The organism is Acidaminococcus sp. (assembly GCA_022482815.1).
Taxonomy (GTDB): Bacteria; Bacillota; Negativicutes; order Acidaminococcales; family Acidaminococcaceae; genus Acidaminococcus.
Genome location: JAKVOM010000001.1, coordinates 3005092 through 3022133 on the forward strand (window position 1 = coordinate 3005092; position 17042 = coordinate 3022133).

Here is a 17042-nt window from a genome sequence, read left to right on the forward strand (position 1 = left end):
GCGATTGACAAAAGTCAATCGACGCACACTGCGGTTCCCCTTTTTCTTCGCTTCGCTCGAACAAGGCCGAATACAGTCGCCAAAGCTGCGCTTTGGCAAAACTAAATAGACAAAAAGCTGCAGCCACATTAGTAGTGACTGCAGCTTTTCTCAACAATTACGAAATACAATGAATGGCCGCCATCCACTGCCCGGGTTTCATCCCAGCTCGATATGGTAAATCCTTGTATCCGCGTCTTCTCCCACAATCTCCTTAAATGCTTTCCGGTACGCTTCCAGCTGCGTGCGGTACTGTTCGTCCAGTCCGGATCCGTCGAGGTTGGTCTTATAATCCACGATATGCCAGCCGCCGTTCTTTTTATATAACAGGTCGATGGTACCGTTCCAGAGCTTATGGTTTTCCTTCTCCTGATAACAGAAAGGAATTTCGCAATGCACTTCTTCTGCCGATTTCAGCTCGGTAAAAAGGTCCTGCACAGATCCGTTTGCCTGTGGATAGCCGTCATCATTCAGCATGGTCTCTGCGACCTTTTGCAGCACTTTTTGATAACGCTCTTTTTCGTCTTCGGGCACCGTATCACCGAGTTCCGCCATGACAATGGATACTGCCTTATCACCTGTCAGCTTCCAATGCGACGTCACTAAGAGTTCCATCAGGCGGTGCACCATCGTCCCCATAGCCGCGTGGTTCACTCTGCGGCCGTCAAAAATAGCCTGTAAAGCCGAGTGGGCATTCGAGTCAGGCGCACCCGGCGTGCTGCCCGCAGCACTTGGGGCCGGCTTATTCGCTTTTTCATCTTCAGGATCCTGTTTTATATCGCTCGGTTGTTTGATGTCGTACGTTTTATCAAACGTATCGTCTTTCCAAGGCACCTCGGCTTTCGAAACATCCGTGATTGACACCGTATCTTTTTCAGCTTCCTTTGCAGTGTCTTTTCTTTCCGCTTCGTTTCCGATGATTTCAAAAATATCGCTGCTATCGCTTTCCGTACCTTTAAGCAGTTTTTCCCATTTCGATTTTTTATCTAATTGATTGATAATCAGTACATTCTTTGCCCTGGTCGCTGCGACGTACAAATGACGATCTTTTTCTTCATTCAATGAGGTTGTTTCCTTATCCTTTTCACTGTCGAATAGCTTCGTTTGGAACCAGGGAGTGTTGTGTTCTCCCATTCCGTTTACAGAAAAAAGATACCCCTTCGTGGGCTGAGCTGAATAATCAATGTGCAGAGAAGATCCTTTATTGTTGCCCGTCTTTGCCCCAGCCAGAATGACAATCGGAGCTTCCAGGCCCTTCACTTTATGAAGATTTGCGATATGTACGGCCGGTTTTTCGACCAAATCAAGGCACCGTTCTTCTTCCGAGCTGCCGTCCAGCAGCCGGTCAAGACGCTTCGACACATCAAAGAGGGACGTAACCTCCCCGCTTTGGAAATCACTGCGCACAAGTTCCATGGCGTAGTACGTCACATTCATGTTAGCGGAAGAAACGTGATGGAAAATTGGACTCGAATTCAATATCTTTGCCAGAAATGCCGCCGGCGATACCGTCCGGCCCAGCTCATAAAACCCACGCAGCTGCTTCAGGGCCTCTGACACAGCATCCTTATCCGGAAAATCTTTTTCAAAAAGGCTGAAAGGACGACCCTGCTTGATGTATTCGCCTACATCTTTTTCAGAAACCGCAAAAGCAGGTCCCGTAACGGCCCTGTATAAGGCCATCTTGTCCTGCGGGCTGGCGACGGCCCTGCAGATATCAGCCACAGCCGTTAAAGAAGGACAATCGTCAAAGGGCACGCTGCCTTCCACATAGAGAGGGATTCCTTTTTCCTTGCACAGCGGAATAAAAGACGAAATCTGCTTTTTTTCCGCGGTGATGACCATGATGTCATCGTAGTGAATTTCTCTCTTCTCTCTGCTCTTCGTATCCCTGATTTGAAATTTGGGGCTCCCCACAATGGTTTCAATGATTTGAAGAACCTTCTCCGCGTCTGTCGGCTTCGTCTTCTTATCTCCCAGCGTGCTTTTATAGGTATACACTCCGTCGAGCACAGAAGGATCTGTCTCAGACTGTTTATCATCCAGCGGAATCTCCTGGAAAAGATTTTTCTCCTTCGGAAAGAGGGCTTCAAAGGTACGATTGAAATAGTCGCAGAGTTTATATGTCGAGCGGAAATTACTCGTCAGCTGCAGCACTTCCCCGACGCTATTATTATTAAAAAGATTTTTTACCTTCCTGAAGGAATCCACATCGGCGCTGCGGAACCGGTAAATGGACTGTTTCGGGTCACCCACAATAAAGAGGGAACCCGGGCGCGGAACGCACTTTGTCCAGTCAGTGTCCGGGTGTTTCGCAGCCAAATAAAAGAAGATTTCTGCCTGCAGCGGATTGGTATCCTGGAATTCATCAATCAGAAAATAACTGTGCCGTTCGGCAATATAGTTAATCAGTTTTCCACCGTTTTGCGCATCTTCCCGGAGCATATTGCGAAGGTCGTAGAGGTAGTCAAAATAGGTCATAACGCCATGGGAATGCAGATATTTTTCACAGACGGGGATGCAATCCGACAAAAAATCCATAGCCACATCATACCGATAGTTTTCCAGCGGATTCATTAGCGTCTCAAGGTTCAATATTTTTGAGTTCTTAGTTTTATCTTTTAAAAATTTCTCGTTCAGTTTTATTGAAAAGGGAAAAACCGTACGAAGATTTTTAATATCTTTGAGTGCCTGTATCACATCAGCCAGATGCTCTGACCATTCCCCTTGCAGTGTTTGCAGGGAGACAGAAAGTTTTTCCCATGCGGCCTGGCTACCTTTTTCCCCAGTATATTTCATTTCAATCTCATTGGCTTGCAGCGTTTCCAAAAAACTCAAACACTCATCTTTAAGATTTTTAAGAACCGCATTGTCAGGAGCTTTAGGCAGGTGCTGGAATTCTGCATCCCTGTGCTCCATCAGAACTTTCATACTGTCGGCAAAGGCTTGCTCCGGATTCCAAAACAAGGTGCGGAATTTCTTTGCTTTTTCAGCCAGTTCCGAACCTTCTTTTCCCTGACAAATCCGGACATAGATTTGCCTGTAATAACGCTGCATTTCCTCGTCATCCGCCAGATGCACATCGGACGGAATACCGGCCTCGACAGGATGTTCCGACAAAATCTTGCTGCAGAAGGAATCAATTGTTCCGAGAAAGCACAGGTCAATGTTTTTCAGTGCCTCTTCGCACTTTGGATCTCCTTTTTCCTCACTCAGCGCCTGCTGAAATCTTTCATAAAATTCCCGTGCCGCCGTTTTGGTAAAAGTAATCGCGCAGATTTGATTGACGGGAATGCCGCTTTTTACCATCGCCACCATGCGCTTTACGAGCATCGTCGTCTTGCCGGATCCGGCCCCGGCTTCCACGAAGAAATTTTTGTTGGTTTCGGTTTGAATCCGCTTTCTTGCTATACTATCGTCCATTGAATTCCGGTTCATGGCTGATTCCCCCCGACTCTATCTTTTTTGCCGCAGATGCTTTCATATTTGCAGTAATCACATGCCTCTTCCCCATCAGCAACAGGAAATTCACCCTTCTCCAGGGCCGCTTTAAACTCCGTTAGTTTATTATCCAAACTTTCCTTTTTCGGATCATAAGTGCAGGAAATTGTCTCTGACAAGCGCAAATAACGGTACTCCCCATCAGAAATCTTATGTCCTTTTTGTTCCATGATATAGCCATACAGGAGGACCTGCAGGCAGGAATCAACATCATCCTGCTTCTGTTTGACTTTTTTGCCGGTCTTAAAATCTACAATTTGATAGGTTCCGTCACTCAGCTCTTCGACGCGGTCCGGGTACCCATGGATCTCTATGCCGCTTCCCTTGTGGGTACATGACATTTCCGTTTCTTTAAGAATCACTTTATTATGCGGATCATGCTCATACGCATCGCTCAGCATATCCGTAAAGTTCTTCTTTTCGCGTTCTATATTGTAAGGAGCAACCGGCGGATGCTGTTTTATATATGTATCAAATGCGGTCTCGGCTCGGGAAATAAACTCCTCTTTAGATATGTGGCTATCAAGCTGCGCCATCATCGCATGGGCCAGCGTACCAAAATCATTTGCCGGAATGACTTCAAAAGGCTTTTCTTCATCCGGTTCCGGGATACCCAAAACATACTTCAGATAAAACTTTCTCTGACACTGGAAAAATGTCTCAATCTGGGTGGGAGAATAATTTGTCTCGCTCAAATCTCCCTTCACATCCAATGGAGTTTTTGACCTCTCCTGGTCCGGCTGAACGATTTTGCCTCTGGCATACTCATCTCCCACACCTTTTGCCGGAGTCAGATTTGGATCTGTGTAACGGGCCACCTTTTTGGCAGCCTTGACCTCATTTTTTGTACGGATTTCATAGAGTGCCGAAGACGGGTTCACTTTCTTTAGTGCTGCCGCATCAAGTTCAAAGTACGAAATATCCACATCCGAATTCAGAGCGGCAGCGGTCTGCAGCAGCTGCTTCAGGCGTTCCTGTTTCAGGCGGATTCGGCCCGCCGACGTATAGGGCTCCGCCGTCTTTTTATCCGCAAAATTTTCCCAATCTTCATCGAGGAGCAGATAATTTTCTACGGGGCGTCCCGGAAAGAGAGACGCATTCATGCCGCAGACAGCCATATGCTTCCGGATGCAGAAGAGCCCCTGCTCCACTGACGCAATATGCAGTGCCCCGGGCTGGCTGCTCTGACAGCAGGTGGACATGGAAAGAATACTGCGGATCACGTCGTTTGCGTCGAAATATTGGGGCTTATTCAAAATGGCAAGGCGGCTTGCGATATCTTCCCTGGCCGCCGTATCCAGCGCCGAAAGAAGCTGGCTTGTTTTTCTTTTACCATCAGGGCGGCGGATCCTGCTGAATGTCTTGATCAATTGATCCGCCGGCAGGGACAAAATTTCCGCCATTTTATCAAGATTGCTGAGCGTTTTTTCCTGATTCTTTTTTTCCTCAGGAGTAAGTGAATTACTGTAGTCTTCCACCCGCTTACGGTTAACTGTCTCATTTCCGTTCAGTCTGAGCTGCCCGCAAAGGTCAATCAATTTAGAGAAATTTTCTCCCGGTTCCGGAAGCTGTGCTTTCAATTTTTGCGTGTCAAATCCGCGGCACCACACGAGGGAACGCAGGGCTTCCTTGCCATAATACCCGGATGTTTTCCAGTGCAGATATTCACTTAACAGCACACCTGGATTGGAATTGCGGACAGGAATCCCGCATGCGAAAGTCATAGGGATATCATGGGCCATGGCTTCGTCAAAAAAGAGCTGCGCATAAAGTGCAGGATCTGTGACTACTGCAAGGCACTCGTCAAGGTGCCCCTTTTCGAGCAAATGTTCCAGTACCGTTTCCACTTCGCAGGCCGCGTCAAAGCACTGCCAGTAGTTAGTTACGTGGTACGAGTCTGCTTCAGCCATATTGCCAAGCAGCTTTGACAGGCTCCTCATCTTGGCCTTACCGCCTGCAGCCACATTAAGGAGCTTTTCTTCAAGAGGAGACCGCATACTTTCTTCCAGAACGTATACATCCGCCTGGGTAGTAACTGCCTGACCTGTTGCCACAGCCTGCCGGATGGCATCAATGCTGTCCATGCGCCCGTCATTACTGACGGCATCCTTGTATTTCTGATAAATCTTTTTAAGAGCCTCATTTTTCTTCTTGAAAGGACCCTTGTCCAGTGCCTTCCGAATTTCATCATCTTCCTGCTGCGGCGTATCAGAAACCACCATGCAGCGCATCTGACGGATGGCGGAAGCGATATTATGAGTATCGGAATAAGAATGAAAAGCAAAATAAGGAACCCCTTTCACTGCCTGCGCAGTATCTTCCACTGCCTGCGCAGTATAAAGGAGTTCCTCATTTTCCTGTAAAATCGGATGATTCAGGGCCTTTCCGGCAGCAGCCAGGACATACTCCGCCAGTTCCTGTGTTCCCATAAATCGATAACCAAACAGCTTGCGGCCCTGTTGGGCCAGCATCCGCTGAAGTTCCGCCGTATTGATTCCCGGGGCAAAAATAATTTTTTCTCGCATAATAATCTCCGTTTCTATTCCCCAATGAGCCAGGCGAAGAAAATGCTGCCGCAGTCATTGAGGCCCGCTTTTCCCCTCGTCCGGATGAACGCCTGCATCGAATAATAACTTTATTATAGTATAGGGAATGCTCAAAATTCCATGAGCTTCCCGTTAGCGTATGAGTAGTGAGTGCCCCCCATCGTGCAAAATCTACCACCCAAATTCATGGGTTCACAGGTGATTTTTTGCTTTCGTGAAGGGCACTCGCTAATTGCTAAGTTTCAGGAACGATTTTACTCCTTAACTTCCTTCCGAAACGGATGATTTTTATCCGCCGTTTTTTGGTAGTGAAACCGAAGCATTTCGGAAAGAGTCAGTACCCACGGCTTATCGCAGAGCTCCGAATCAAGAAAGGCCGCGTCTTCCGCATCATTCAGGCCATAAGCCATTTTAGCTGCCGTAAGGAGCGAACGGAGCTCAGTCCGGTAAGGAACTTTTTCTCTTCTTTTAAGGGACGGTACATGTTCCATCAGTGCGGTCAGAAGCTCAAAAGGAATACAGGTATTCACGGTGCGGATGATCTGGTCAATCATATAGCTCTCCTTTGAGGCCTCCTTGACCAAATCGTCAATGGCCGTTTCCATTTTGGCAGCGCGCTCACTCGCCTTATTGAGCCTCTCCGGAAGCGCCTGGACTTCCCGGATGACCGCTATGGTGTCCGCCATGGATTCTGGATGTTTTTCCAGCACATAAGTAAAACGAACATCTTCCATACTGGTCAAAAGAACGACAGTGAAAGGCTGCAGCCGTTCAAATCCTTTGTTTAAAGCCTGCTGCTCCGTCTCATTCAGCCGGTCCGGATTGACAACGGGCACCACCACATCCGGAGAAAACAGTGCGTCCAGGTGATCTGCCGCCACGCACGAATCCCCGAAGCACTGCGTAAGAATAGCATTTTGTTTTTCCGTTAATCCATAGGTCACAGCCACAGCACCCATCTATGATTCCTCCTTAAGCATTTATGTCGATACGATTTCACTTATCTGATGATATAAGTCTTTCTGCCTCAGCATTGATAGCTTTATTATAGCAGGAAAGGCATAAGATAAGGTCACTTCATAAGTGACGGGAAAATTTTTGAACAGCGTTCCAAAAGGGAAGAAAGGCACATTGGCAGAAGGTTTCCTGCTGCCGGCGCAAATGGTTATTTCTACTAAATTCTCGACTGCATTTTGATTTTCCGTTCCCTATGCGAATAAGAGTAAAAATAATCCCTCGACTGCAGTTGTCACTTGGCAAGTGACCTGCTTTTATGCGAAAAGCAGTACGATATAGGCGTAGAGAAAAATAGCCGATTTCATTCAGGTTAAAGGAGGAAATCATACATGCTTACCATGCAGCGCGCCATGAGCGGTCTGAAGCGGGAAAATCCGGACGCGGGCCTCACCCGCCTGAACCATTCCGTAGGAGAAAAGGCGCTTGCCCTGCTCCCGGTCTTTAAGGAAGACCCCCTGCCGGAGCGGCTGCTCCGCAAAATGAAGCAGGCAGCCCGGCGGCAGCATCTGGCGTACTTTACGCTGAAGGAGGAGGAAATTCCGGCCTTCCTGGATACGGAAAAGAAGCTGGCCTTTGTCCTTGTCCTGACCGCGGCGCCCTGCCAGCAGGAGGCGCTGACCGAGCGTGCCAAAGCGCTGGGGCAGCAGTTCCGGCGTCCCTTTGCCGTGACGGCCGGGGCGGATACCCGCCTGCTCTATCACAATCTGGCCGCGGGGACGCAGCATTCTTTCGGAATGCTTAATCTGATGCGGCGGTACGGGGAGGCAGCTTGTCTGGGAATCCTTCCTCTCGCCTCGGAAGCGGCACGAAAAGAGCTTTTGCGGTGGACGGGATACGCCGATTTTAACTGTGACTGGATTGCGGGGCCGCGCGGTACTCAGGGCGTCCTGGTATACATCAATAAACTGTACCGCGGTCAGCTGCTGCCGTTTATGAAGCGCATGGCGGTGCGAAGCGGCGAAAAGGCGTTCCTTTTTGCAGAAACAGGCGGCACAGCGTTTTCCTATCGGGCTGACAATGACGCGGCAACGGCTGAAGGTTCATTTTCGGCAGAAACCGTGGAAAGCTTCCTGCGTAAAAACGGCCGGACAAGTTTTGAACTGCGCGGGTTCGAAAGAGGCTTCCGCATGAGCTGCACGCTGCAAAACCTTTATTTTGCCAATATGACGAGTCAATTTATGGAGCGCTATACCGATTGGGATACCCAGATGGAAAAAGCACTGGATAAAGAAAATCCCGAACCAGTCAATATCCTGCAATTGTTTGAAAAGAAATGATGAGGAAGGAAGGTATGATGATGTTTGCATTTACGAACTGCCATGATTCTCGGTTTTATCAGGAATTTAAGGCGTTGATAAACAGACAAGATAATGTAGAAGATTTCTTTCAGAGAAAATATCCTGACCTCTTTAACATGGCACGGGTCGTTCGGAAAGGTTTTCATTCCATGGGGCCTGATCCGATGTTTCCTTGCCGTGTCGACTTTCTGACACAGGAAGAAATGAAAAAGTTTGAAACGAAAAAGATCAATTATTTATCAGATCTGATGAAAGACGTGAGTGATCTCATTGATGACATCGAGGAACTCCCCCCAATGGAAAGTGAACCTTTTGAACGGCTTTTACGACTCCTCAAGAGGCTTTTGGAAATGATTTGCCATAAGGAAATGGTAATAGAACGTCCGGGAGCGTTCAACGAAATGCGTGAGGCAATCAAAGACATCATTGGAGAATATATGTGGGAACCGGAAGTGGAAATCTTCAGGATTCCGAATGACCGTATTGGGAACAAGAGACTTCGGAAAAAGCTGAAAGATTTGGCTGAAGGACTTGACTTTATCGCACTTCCTGTGACACTTCTGGGCTGCTATACTCACGACAAAGGGCCGGTGATTCATCTCTGCCCGGCAAATATTCTGGATGAACAGCAGCAGAATAAAAATATTAACTTCATTGATTTCTTGGAAGCGGTCTTGGTGCATGAAACCACGCATTACCTGCATGACCTTTATAGCAAAGTTCATAAAATAAACAGCAGCTCTAAAAAAAAGTTTTTCGATACCAAAGTTTCTGCCGTAAAAGAGACACTGGCAGAGTATGTGGAATGGTAACGCTGGAATGAACTCAAGATGCCGCCAAAATGGATGGAAGACCATATGGACGCCCATCCTTTCCCCGGTTGGGGCTATGCCGGTGCCAAAATTCTGATTGAGTATGAAGAAAAAACAGGATTACATGGAAAGATGCCGCTGTGGCTGCTCAGGGAATCCGGCAAAAACTGGGAAGATACGTATGCGAAGCTGCTAATCGTGAAGGAACTGACAGATTTATAAGGTTATAGGTCATTGATCAGCCATTATAAACGTGCTGTGAAAAAATAAAAAAGCGCTTTTGGCATGGCCGTCGGCAGAGTGGTTAGCAGGCAGTGGCTAGTGGCTAGTACATCCGTGCGGGCAGATTGTGTGGCAAAATCCAAGGCAGATAGCCGATAGCATCTGGCAGGCAGCGGAAAAGCGCAGTTGGCCAATGGCAGAGTGGCTAGCGGATAGTGTCTAGTGGCTAGTACATCCGTGCGGGCAGATTGTGTGGCAAAATCTAAGGCAGATAGCCGGTAGCAGCTGGCAGGCAGCGAAAAAGCGCTGTTGGCTTTTGGCTTTTGGCTTTTGGCTTTGGCCTATGGCATCTAGCCTCGTCTGCAGCAGTGTGGTGAGGCTTTTGCTTCAAATAAAATAATAAAAACCTGAAATTTAGCAGCTAACCTAAATTTCAGGTTTTATTTTTATAAATTCAAAGAAAAATGCCCTGGCAATTTTTCTTCCACGGGCAGGCTGCGGACGGCGGGCTACGAAAAGCGTAAAAACGGGGCTGTGAAACAATGCGCATGCATGATTTCACAGCCCTTTTCAATATACAGCCCTTTTTCTGTTACTCCGTCTCTTCGTACTCAAAGAGCTTCATCCGGCGATTCGTTTCTGGGCATTCTCCATAGGTAAAGACCAGCATCCGGTCCATCAGGAACGAATTGAGCTGGTTGATACGCTCCACCGTGGCCGGCGCTGCAAAGAAAAAGCGAAAGGTGTCCCTCCGTCTGGTCTGCCGCAGCAGATTCACAAGGCGTTTTTCCGTGCCCGTATCACAATCCTTGAATTCCATGTCTTTAAACTTCTTGTCCAGGGCCTTGCAGTCCATCATGCGCACGGGCCGCAAGTCCTCCGAGTTCCAGCGTACCAGAATGCACTTCGTGAAGCGGAGCTCCTGCACGCTGTGATACGCCCTGTAGAACGGTTTCCACAAGGCAAGGAACTGGTCCCTGGTCAGTTTCATGTCGACGATGATGAAGACATGATTGAACCCGCCCGGCAGCGTCGATGTTTCCGAATAGGCTCCTTCAATCCGCCACGAAGGCCGCATTTCCGTGACCTGCGGCAGATTTCTCCGGATCATCTTCTTGACACTACACACGAAATTCATCTGCGAGTTTACTTTCAATGTACCTGCGCCTCCCCTTCCAGTCGGCAAACTCTTGCCATTCAGCCCTTTTCCTGTTCCTTCGGCAGATAGTGGCAGCGAATCAGGAAATCTTACCCCTGACAGCCGCGGATGCCTTTAAAATCACTTTCCCGGATACGACCACCTGCTCTCCCACATCTCCTCCCACTTATCGCCGTACTTTTTCATCGTCGCAATGAGGGACTCCGCCAGCCATCCTCTAAAGACCTTTCTCTCGGAAGGAATCTCTTTATCCACCTTCGTAAAAGAAAGCTGCTTCCTGCCGATTTTTTCAAAGTACTTGCCGATTTCCTCCACAGAAAACATCCCGAGCTCCAGCTCGGAAAAGAGAGGCTTTCCGGCAGAGTTATCTTCTCTGGTAAAAATCAGGTACGCCTTTTGGTCCTTATCCACGAAGAGAACGGCATCCTGCCAAAACTTTTTCCCCAGGCTTTTACCAAAAACCTTGAGCATGTCTCCCCCATCAAGGTCGTCATAGACAATGTAGGCAAGCTCGTCGCAGGCTTTTCCTTTCGCCAGGGCGGGATGGGCAGCTTCATAAGTCACTTCCACTCGGTTGTAGCCAAAGTTTGCCTGACCCAGATAGCTTTGAAGCACTTCCCTGTTTTTAGCGTTCTCCTCTTCGGAAGCCCATTTCTTGTCAGACGTCATAATAAGAATGCGATTTTTCCCCAGGTGCCTGTCCAGCGCATTGCGCAATTCTTCCAATGCATCACCAGCCGCTTTTTTGACCTTCTTGTCAGTGATTTCCATCGTGTATCCTCCTCATTAACCCTGCCTGTATCCACGCGAAACTCACTTGATCTTTTACACAACTAAATTTCCATCACTTTCCTTCACTCAGCCAAACTTGCCTTGCTTGCGTACATTATATGACATAAGGCCCTGTTTACGGGTCCTGAAAAAGTTACAGTATTCCATAACGGCAGGCTTGTTTCATGAGGTAAACGACTTTATATTCCTAATTCAGTCATATTGTAGCCGTTACAAGTCAGACTTAGGTCGCCTTGAAAGTGACATTTGGACAAAAAACAATTTTTGGACCTATACCAACAAAAATAGAGCCATACCGCAGCAATCACTACGATATGGCTCTATGCGCTCTACTTAACTGCAAAACTTATAAAAACGTTTCGTCCTTCCATATCGGATCAGCCCTGCCCCACTTCGTGGCTGAGCTGCTTTATCCCGTGCGTCAGTACCGGCTGAGAAATGAACAGAGCATCGGCCGTCTTCGTGATGTTCTTGAAACTGTGCAGATATTTTAAAATTAGTAAATCTCTTTCATCCATACGCCGCGCCCCTTTCCGTAATCCAAATCAAGTATATCAGGAAACGGGCCGCTCGCCAACAGAGGACGGGGAAGATAACTTCTTTTATCACTTTTGGCAAAAATAAAAAGCACCTGCGATTTTTCACAGATGCTTTTCAAAATCAAAATGAATTTAAATTCTTTTAAAGATTTGTCAAAAGTCTTTTAGTAATTCCCGTGAAAAACCCATTTTCATAACAATGCTCCTGGCTCCACACCCCGCCTTTTGGTACCATTCCACCGCCCTTTCATCGGACTGTTCGACTCCCCTGCCCTCTAGATAGCAATTTCCCAAGTTATATTGAGCATCCGCAAATCCTTGTTCTGCTGCCTTTTGGTACCATTCCACCGCCTTTTCATACGACTGTTTGACTCCCCTGCCCTCTAGATAGCAATCTCCCAATTTATTTTGAGCCTCTGCAAATCCTTGTTCAGCTGCTTTACGGTACCATTCCACCGCCTTTTCATCGGACTGCTCAACTCCCCTGCCATATTTATACATATCACCTAAATTAGTTTGAGCCTCTGCAAATCCCCATTCTGCCGCCATGCGGTACCATTCCACTGCCTTTTCATACGACTTCTCGACGCCAAGACCCTCTTGATAACACTTTCCCAAGCTATTTAGAGCATCCTCATATCCCCCTTCTGCCGCCTTGCGGTACCATTCCACCGCCTTTTCATACGACTGCTCGACGCCAAGGCCCTCTTGATAACACTTTCCCAAGCTATTTTGAGCATCCGCTTTTCCTTGTTCTGCTGCCTTGCTGAACCATTCCACCGCCTTTTCATACGACTGCTCGACGCCAAGGCCCTCTTGATAACACTTTCCTAAGCTATTTTGAGCATCCGCGTCTCCTTGTTCTGCTGCTTTGCTGAACCATTCCACCGCCTTTTCATACGACTGCTTGACGCCAAGGCCCTCTTGATAACACTTTCCTAAGCTATTTTGAGCATCCGCGTCTCCTTGTTCTGCTGCTTTTTGGTACCAGATTTTAGCTTTTTCCAAGGACTGCTCAACACCTTGACCATATTTATAGCAATCAGCTAACCAATACTGACCCGCTGCATTCCCTTGTTCTGCTGCTTTACGGTACCACTCCACTGCTTTTTCAGCGGACCGTTCAACTCCCCAGCCATATTTATACATAAACCCTAAATTCGTTTGAGCATCTGCATATCCTTGTTCTGCTGCCCTTCGGTACCATTCTACTGCTTTTTCAGCGGACCGCTCAACTCCCAGGCCAAATTTATACATAACACCTAAATTAGTTTGAGCTCTAGCAAATCCCTGTTCTGCCGCCTTACGGTACCATTCCACTGCTTTTTCAGCGGACCGCTCAACTCCCCAGCCATATTCATACTTAACACCTAAAATAGTTTGAGCATCTGCATATCCTTGTTCTGCCGCCTTGCGGTACCATTCCACTGCCTTTTCATCCGACTGCTCGACTCCCTGACCATTTTGATAGCAAACGCCTAAATTAGTTTGAGCATCTGCAAATCCTTGTTCTGCCGCCTTGCTAAACCATTCCGCCGCCTTTTCATCAGACTGCTCGACTCCCTGACCATCTCGGTAGCAAACTCCCAGATTATTTTGAGCATCAGCATATCCCTGTTCCGCCGCCTTACGGTACCATCTTGAAGCCTCTAAATCATCTTGAGTCACGCCGATGCCATCACCGTACATGTTACCTAATGCATTCTGGGCAAAAAAGTCACCCTCTTTTGCAAGATCAGCAATGTCAGCTTTTACTGCATTCAAGATTGCCACTCTCTCCGATGAATTTTCCGGGAGGTCGTAAGCGATATTAAAGCCTGTAACCGGATACCCGGCTTCACAGGACTTCTTAACATATTCTTTACCCAACTTTTCGTTGATTTTCACTACTTCATACCCAGAATTGTAGTAACTTCCCAGCATATAAAGCGCTTTGGCATTGCCCGCATCAGCAGCCTCATGGATTGTTTCAAAAGTTTCCGGAGAATGATTGATAAGAAAAAGTTGAGGGAGGTTATCATCCGGCGTGTGCAACAATTTTTCTGTTTTCCCTTCAGAAAGATTAAACAGCAGATCCAGCAGCAAGTCATAAGTCTCTATATCGGAATTTAGATTAACGCCAGCATATTGTTTCATATACTTTTCCGTCAAAATATACTTAATATCTTGAGGCGCAACCTTTATTCCTTGATTACTAAAGATAGAAACCATTGTATCCACAAGATACTCTTCTTCATTTTCCAACGCGTCCAGTTTATTCAAAGTACCCAGCGAAATGAGATAAGAAGGATCAGAAATCGGCTTAATTGTCTGATTCCCTAATAATTTCTGCTCCAAAACAGGCGTATCGGCAATTGCCTTCATCGTCTGGAAATAGTTAACCTCTTTATGAGGTTCAATCCCTACCTGCCCCATGGCCGCTTTCAGGAGCAGCAAGTCAGACATGGACCATTTGCCTTCCGTAAGATCATAAAAGTCTCTCGTAAGGCACACAATTTTTTCCACATCATCCAGTGCGCTGTACTCTACTCCGTTAAAATCCAGGTACTCGATGGAATTTTGCCAATTCAGTAATTTTACATTTCTTTCTACCGCATTCATTCTCAAATTAAGGCTGACTATATCACTGCGGTTCTTTTGAAAGAACTTGCCCATTACCATGAATTGTTTCTTAACCATTTCATTGGTTGCTTCCACGGAAGCATTCAGTTTATTATTCACGGCCGTAAGAAGGTCAAAAGTCATCAGATTCTGCTCGGCCAGTTTTTGCAGCGTAACTTGGGAAGCGTACTGAGCAGCCCGCATATTGCTGTTGATTTTATCCTGGAGACGCCTGTTGCTTCCCGAAATACCGCCAATAAGTCTGCGGAAAAATCCCTTATTTTCCAACCTGCGCGAAGCATCATCCGCTTCTGTCAGCGCCGCCGTACACTCAAATACCAGACGATTGATTGCCTGCCGGTTATTCTTATGGACATGAATAATGCGGTCGATTTCCTGACTTAATGCACTTTGTTCCTCCGCCGTAAATACATCTGCATCTACGATTGCCAATTGATTATCCAACTTGGTCACTCCTCTAATAAAGCATTCAATGCGGTCTGGAGCTTTTCCATTTCCTTCTGCTGTTCTTTCAGCTTTACTTCATGCCGTTTCTCATCACTCTGCATTTTAGTCAGACACATTTCCTGCTGACCGTTAGTAAGATTCATTTGTTTCGCTGCATACCAAGCCTTATCAGCCGCATGTTTTGAGATTTCATACCCCATCAGCTTCCGGCCGACGGCCAGTGTATCTACTTTTTTCCCCGCCATGTGTGCCTGCAGGGCAGCGGGATTTTGGCTGAGAGTCAGGATTCGTTCCATGCCCTCCAGGAAGGCACTGTCAGGCGGCAGGAAGATATGAGCACGCAGTCGGGTAATCTTTTCGATAATGGACTGCAGTAAATCGTCTGCGAATTTTTTCCGATCCTTGCTGGCATACATTTCGAGCAGTTTACTTTGAACCAGCTGCACCTGAAGGTCTTCCAGCACCAGATTCAGTTCTTCCTCATTGAGGAGGTAATCCTGCGCCTGAATAATCATTCGCTCATTGAGGATTTTGACCATTGTAACAGCGTCATCCTCTATAAAATGATTAAGAACGCTGGAAGAAATGGCCGAAGCAGCCATACCGCCCGCGATTCCTCCAACAATAGCTCCTGCAGGTCCCAAGGCTGAACCAGCCGCAGCACCAACCTTAACACCAGCCACAGCGCCCGCATAGGCACCGCCCATCCCGGCCGATAATTTTATTACATTCTTAAATAGCTGCTTTCCGGAAATTTTGCCGCTGAAGAAATGGCTGATATCCTCTGCAGACATTACGAGGACAAACGCTGCGGAACTAATGATATTGCTGCTCCACAACTTAGCAAGATTTCCTGCGGCATCCCGCCCATATATCAATGCGCTGTCTTTCATCATGGAAACCATGGATCTTCTCATTCCGGAAGGCAGTGCCCTGATTACTCCGATGAGGGGCTGCTGGATAGCTGCATTGAGTCCAGTCCTCGTAAGCTGCGAAGCAATTATTGTCCCGACAAAAGCCGTGCCGCCCATCTTGATTCCTACGTACATCGAGTCGTCAATGGCGTCTTCCAAGTTTTTCCCAGCCCAGAGGGAGTGGGCAAATGTGATGACGGCGGAAATTCCAAACGCACTCGTAGCAATGACAATACCATGCGCCGCATCAAACACAAGTGAATCCACAGTCCCCGCTTTGGCAATATTGCAGGCCTGCTTGTGAGTAATATAACCCTTTCTCACAATTCTTGAGGCCTCATTGGGATTTTTGACTCCAGGTACTTGACCGGCAGCAATTCTTTTTCGCATAATCTGAACGGCTTCCTCGTACTGCTCACTAGAAACCTCCAGCTGCATTGGCATACCGTTTTTATCAAGGTACCGATAAAGCTTGGTTTGTGGGTCAAATGCCGCCTCCACGGATGCCTTCGCCGTCTTGCAGTATTTGGTCTGAATCAGCGTGCCATCGACCATACGGTCTGGCCCATTTTTAGCGTTATCGTTTCCGAGGATTTGTGCATCTTTTCCTAAAAACGTGTCCCAAAGATTGTTCGCCTGCTCTGCCGCACTACCATGTCCCTGGTGCCCGTTAAAGCGCAGTAAAGCCTCTGTGTGAGCACCGCCTTCTACGGAACCATAGAAAGCTCCGGCCGTCGTCCCAACATCTGTGAAATCTTGTTTTTTCTTCAATTTTTCCTGTGCCGCACGAAAAGCAGGCTGATCTTCCAATCGCTTGGCACGAGCTTCTTTTCTTTGCTTGTCATCATCCATTGCACAATTGCTCCTTAAGGAAATAAAAGTAACTATACATATTATTTATAATATTTCGGAAACTGTCAATTGAGGAAGGATTTATAGAAACGGAAGACGGCTCGTTCTGTTGAACATTTTGGTATGATTAAGCAGAATAGTCGTCTTCGAAAGTATTATATCCGGCAAAATACGTCTTGTAGATTTTTCTTTGTTAGGCTAATCAGTATTTAAGAAAAAGTTAAAAAAGGTTGGCAAATTTACCTTGCCCCTGGCGCAGCCCCACCCCTCGCTCCTCATAGC

Annotated in this window: 11 protein-coding genes; 3 read left to right on the plus strand and 8 right to left on the minus strand. The window is 47.2% G+C overall.

Going from position 1 to position 17042, the window contains the following annotated elements; all coding sequences use genetic code 11:
- Window positions 1-198: 198 nt before the first annotated feature.
- From LKE33_12945 to LKE33_12955, 3 genes are all read right to left on the minus strand, one after another.
- Window positions 199-3477 carry a UvrD-helicase domain-containing protein gene (locus LKE33_12945; GenBank protein ID MCH3951821.1) on the minus strand — a complete coding sequence of 1093 codons (3279 nt, stop codon included), beginning with the start codon at window positions 3475-3477 and terminating at the stop codon, window positions 199-201.
- Window positions 3474-6065 (minus strand): PD-(D/E)XK nuclease family protein, encoded by a 2592-nt coding sequence (locus tag LKE33_12950; GenBank protein ID MCH3951822.1) that lies wholly within the window; start codon window positions 6063-6065, stop codon window positions 3474-3476. The genes LKE33_12945 and LKE33_12950 overlap by 4 nt, the downstream gene beginning before the upstream one ends.
- Window positions 6066-6340: 275 nt before the next feature.
- Window positions 6341-7045: a hypothetical protein gene (locus tag LKE33_12955; GenBank protein MCH3951823.1), complete on the minus strand. Its 705-nt coding sequence runs from the start codon at window positions 7043-7045 to the stop codon at window positions 6341-6343.
- 387 nt (window positions 7046-7432) lie between these two features.
- Here LKE33_12955 and LKE33_12960 point away from each other — a divergent pair, with 387 nt between their 5' ends.
- The 3 genes from LKE33_12960 to LKE33_12970 are packed head-to-tail and all read left to right on the plus strand — an operon-like array spanning window position 7433 to window position 9435.
- Window positions 7433-8380 (plus strand): hypothetical protein, encoded by a 948-nt coding sequence (locus tag LKE33_12960; protein ID MCH3951824.1) that lies wholly within the window; start codon window positions 7433-7435, stop codon window positions 8378-8380.
- A 14-nt stretch (window positions 8381-8394) separates the two neighbouring features.
- On the plus strand, window positions 8395-9213 hold the full coding sequence (locus tag LKE33_12965; protein MCH3951825.1) for a hypothetical protein: 819 nt from the start codon (window positions 8395-8397) through the stop codon (window positions 9211-9213).
- A gap of 18 nt (window positions 9214-9231) precedes the next feature.
- Window positions 9232-9435 carry a hypothetical protein gene (locus tag LKE33_12970; protein MCH3951826.1) on the plus strand — a complete coding sequence of 68 codons (204 nt, stop codon included), beginning with the start codon at window positions 9232-9234 and terminating at the stop codon, window positions 9433-9435.
- A gap of 592 nt (window positions 9436-10027) precedes the next feature.
- Here the strand turns inward: LKE33_12970 and LKE33_12975 are convergent.
- From LKE33_12975 to LKE33_12995, 5 genes are all read right to left on the minus strand, one after another.
- Window positions 10028-10591 carry a hypothetical protein gene (locus tag LKE33_12975; GenBank protein ID MCH3951827.1) on the minus strand — a complete coding sequence of 188 codons (564 nt, stop codon included), beginning with the start codon at window positions 10589-10591 and terminating at the stop codon, window positions 10028-10030.
- 123 nt (window positions 10592-10714) lie between these two features.
- Window positions 10715-11365 carry a hypothetical protein gene (locus LKE33_12980; GenBank protein ID MCH3951828.1) on the minus strand — a complete coding sequence of 217 codons (651 nt, stop codon included), beginning with the start codon at window positions 11363-11365 and terminating at the stop codon, window positions 10715-10717.
- A 398-nt stretch (window positions 11366-11763) separates the two neighbouring features.
- Entirely contained in the window at window positions 11764-11904 is a 141-nt protein-coding gene (locus LKE33_12985; GenBank protein ID MCH3951829.1) for a hypothetical protein, read from the minus strand.
- Window positions 11905-12078: 174 nt separating this feature from the next.
- On the minus strand, window positions 12079-14991 hold the full coding sequence (locus LKE33_12990; protein ID MCH3951830.1) for a sel1 repeat family protein: 2913 nt from the start codon (window positions 14989-14991) through the stop codon (window positions 12079-12081).
- 5 nt (window positions 14992-14996) lie between these two features.
- Window positions 14997-16760: a hypothetical protein gene (locus LKE33_12995; GenBank protein ID MCH3951831.1), complete on the minus strand. Its 1764-nt coding sequence runs from the start codon at window positions 16758-16760 to the stop codon at window positions 14997-14999.
- Window positions 16761-17042 lie beyond the last annotated feature (282 nt).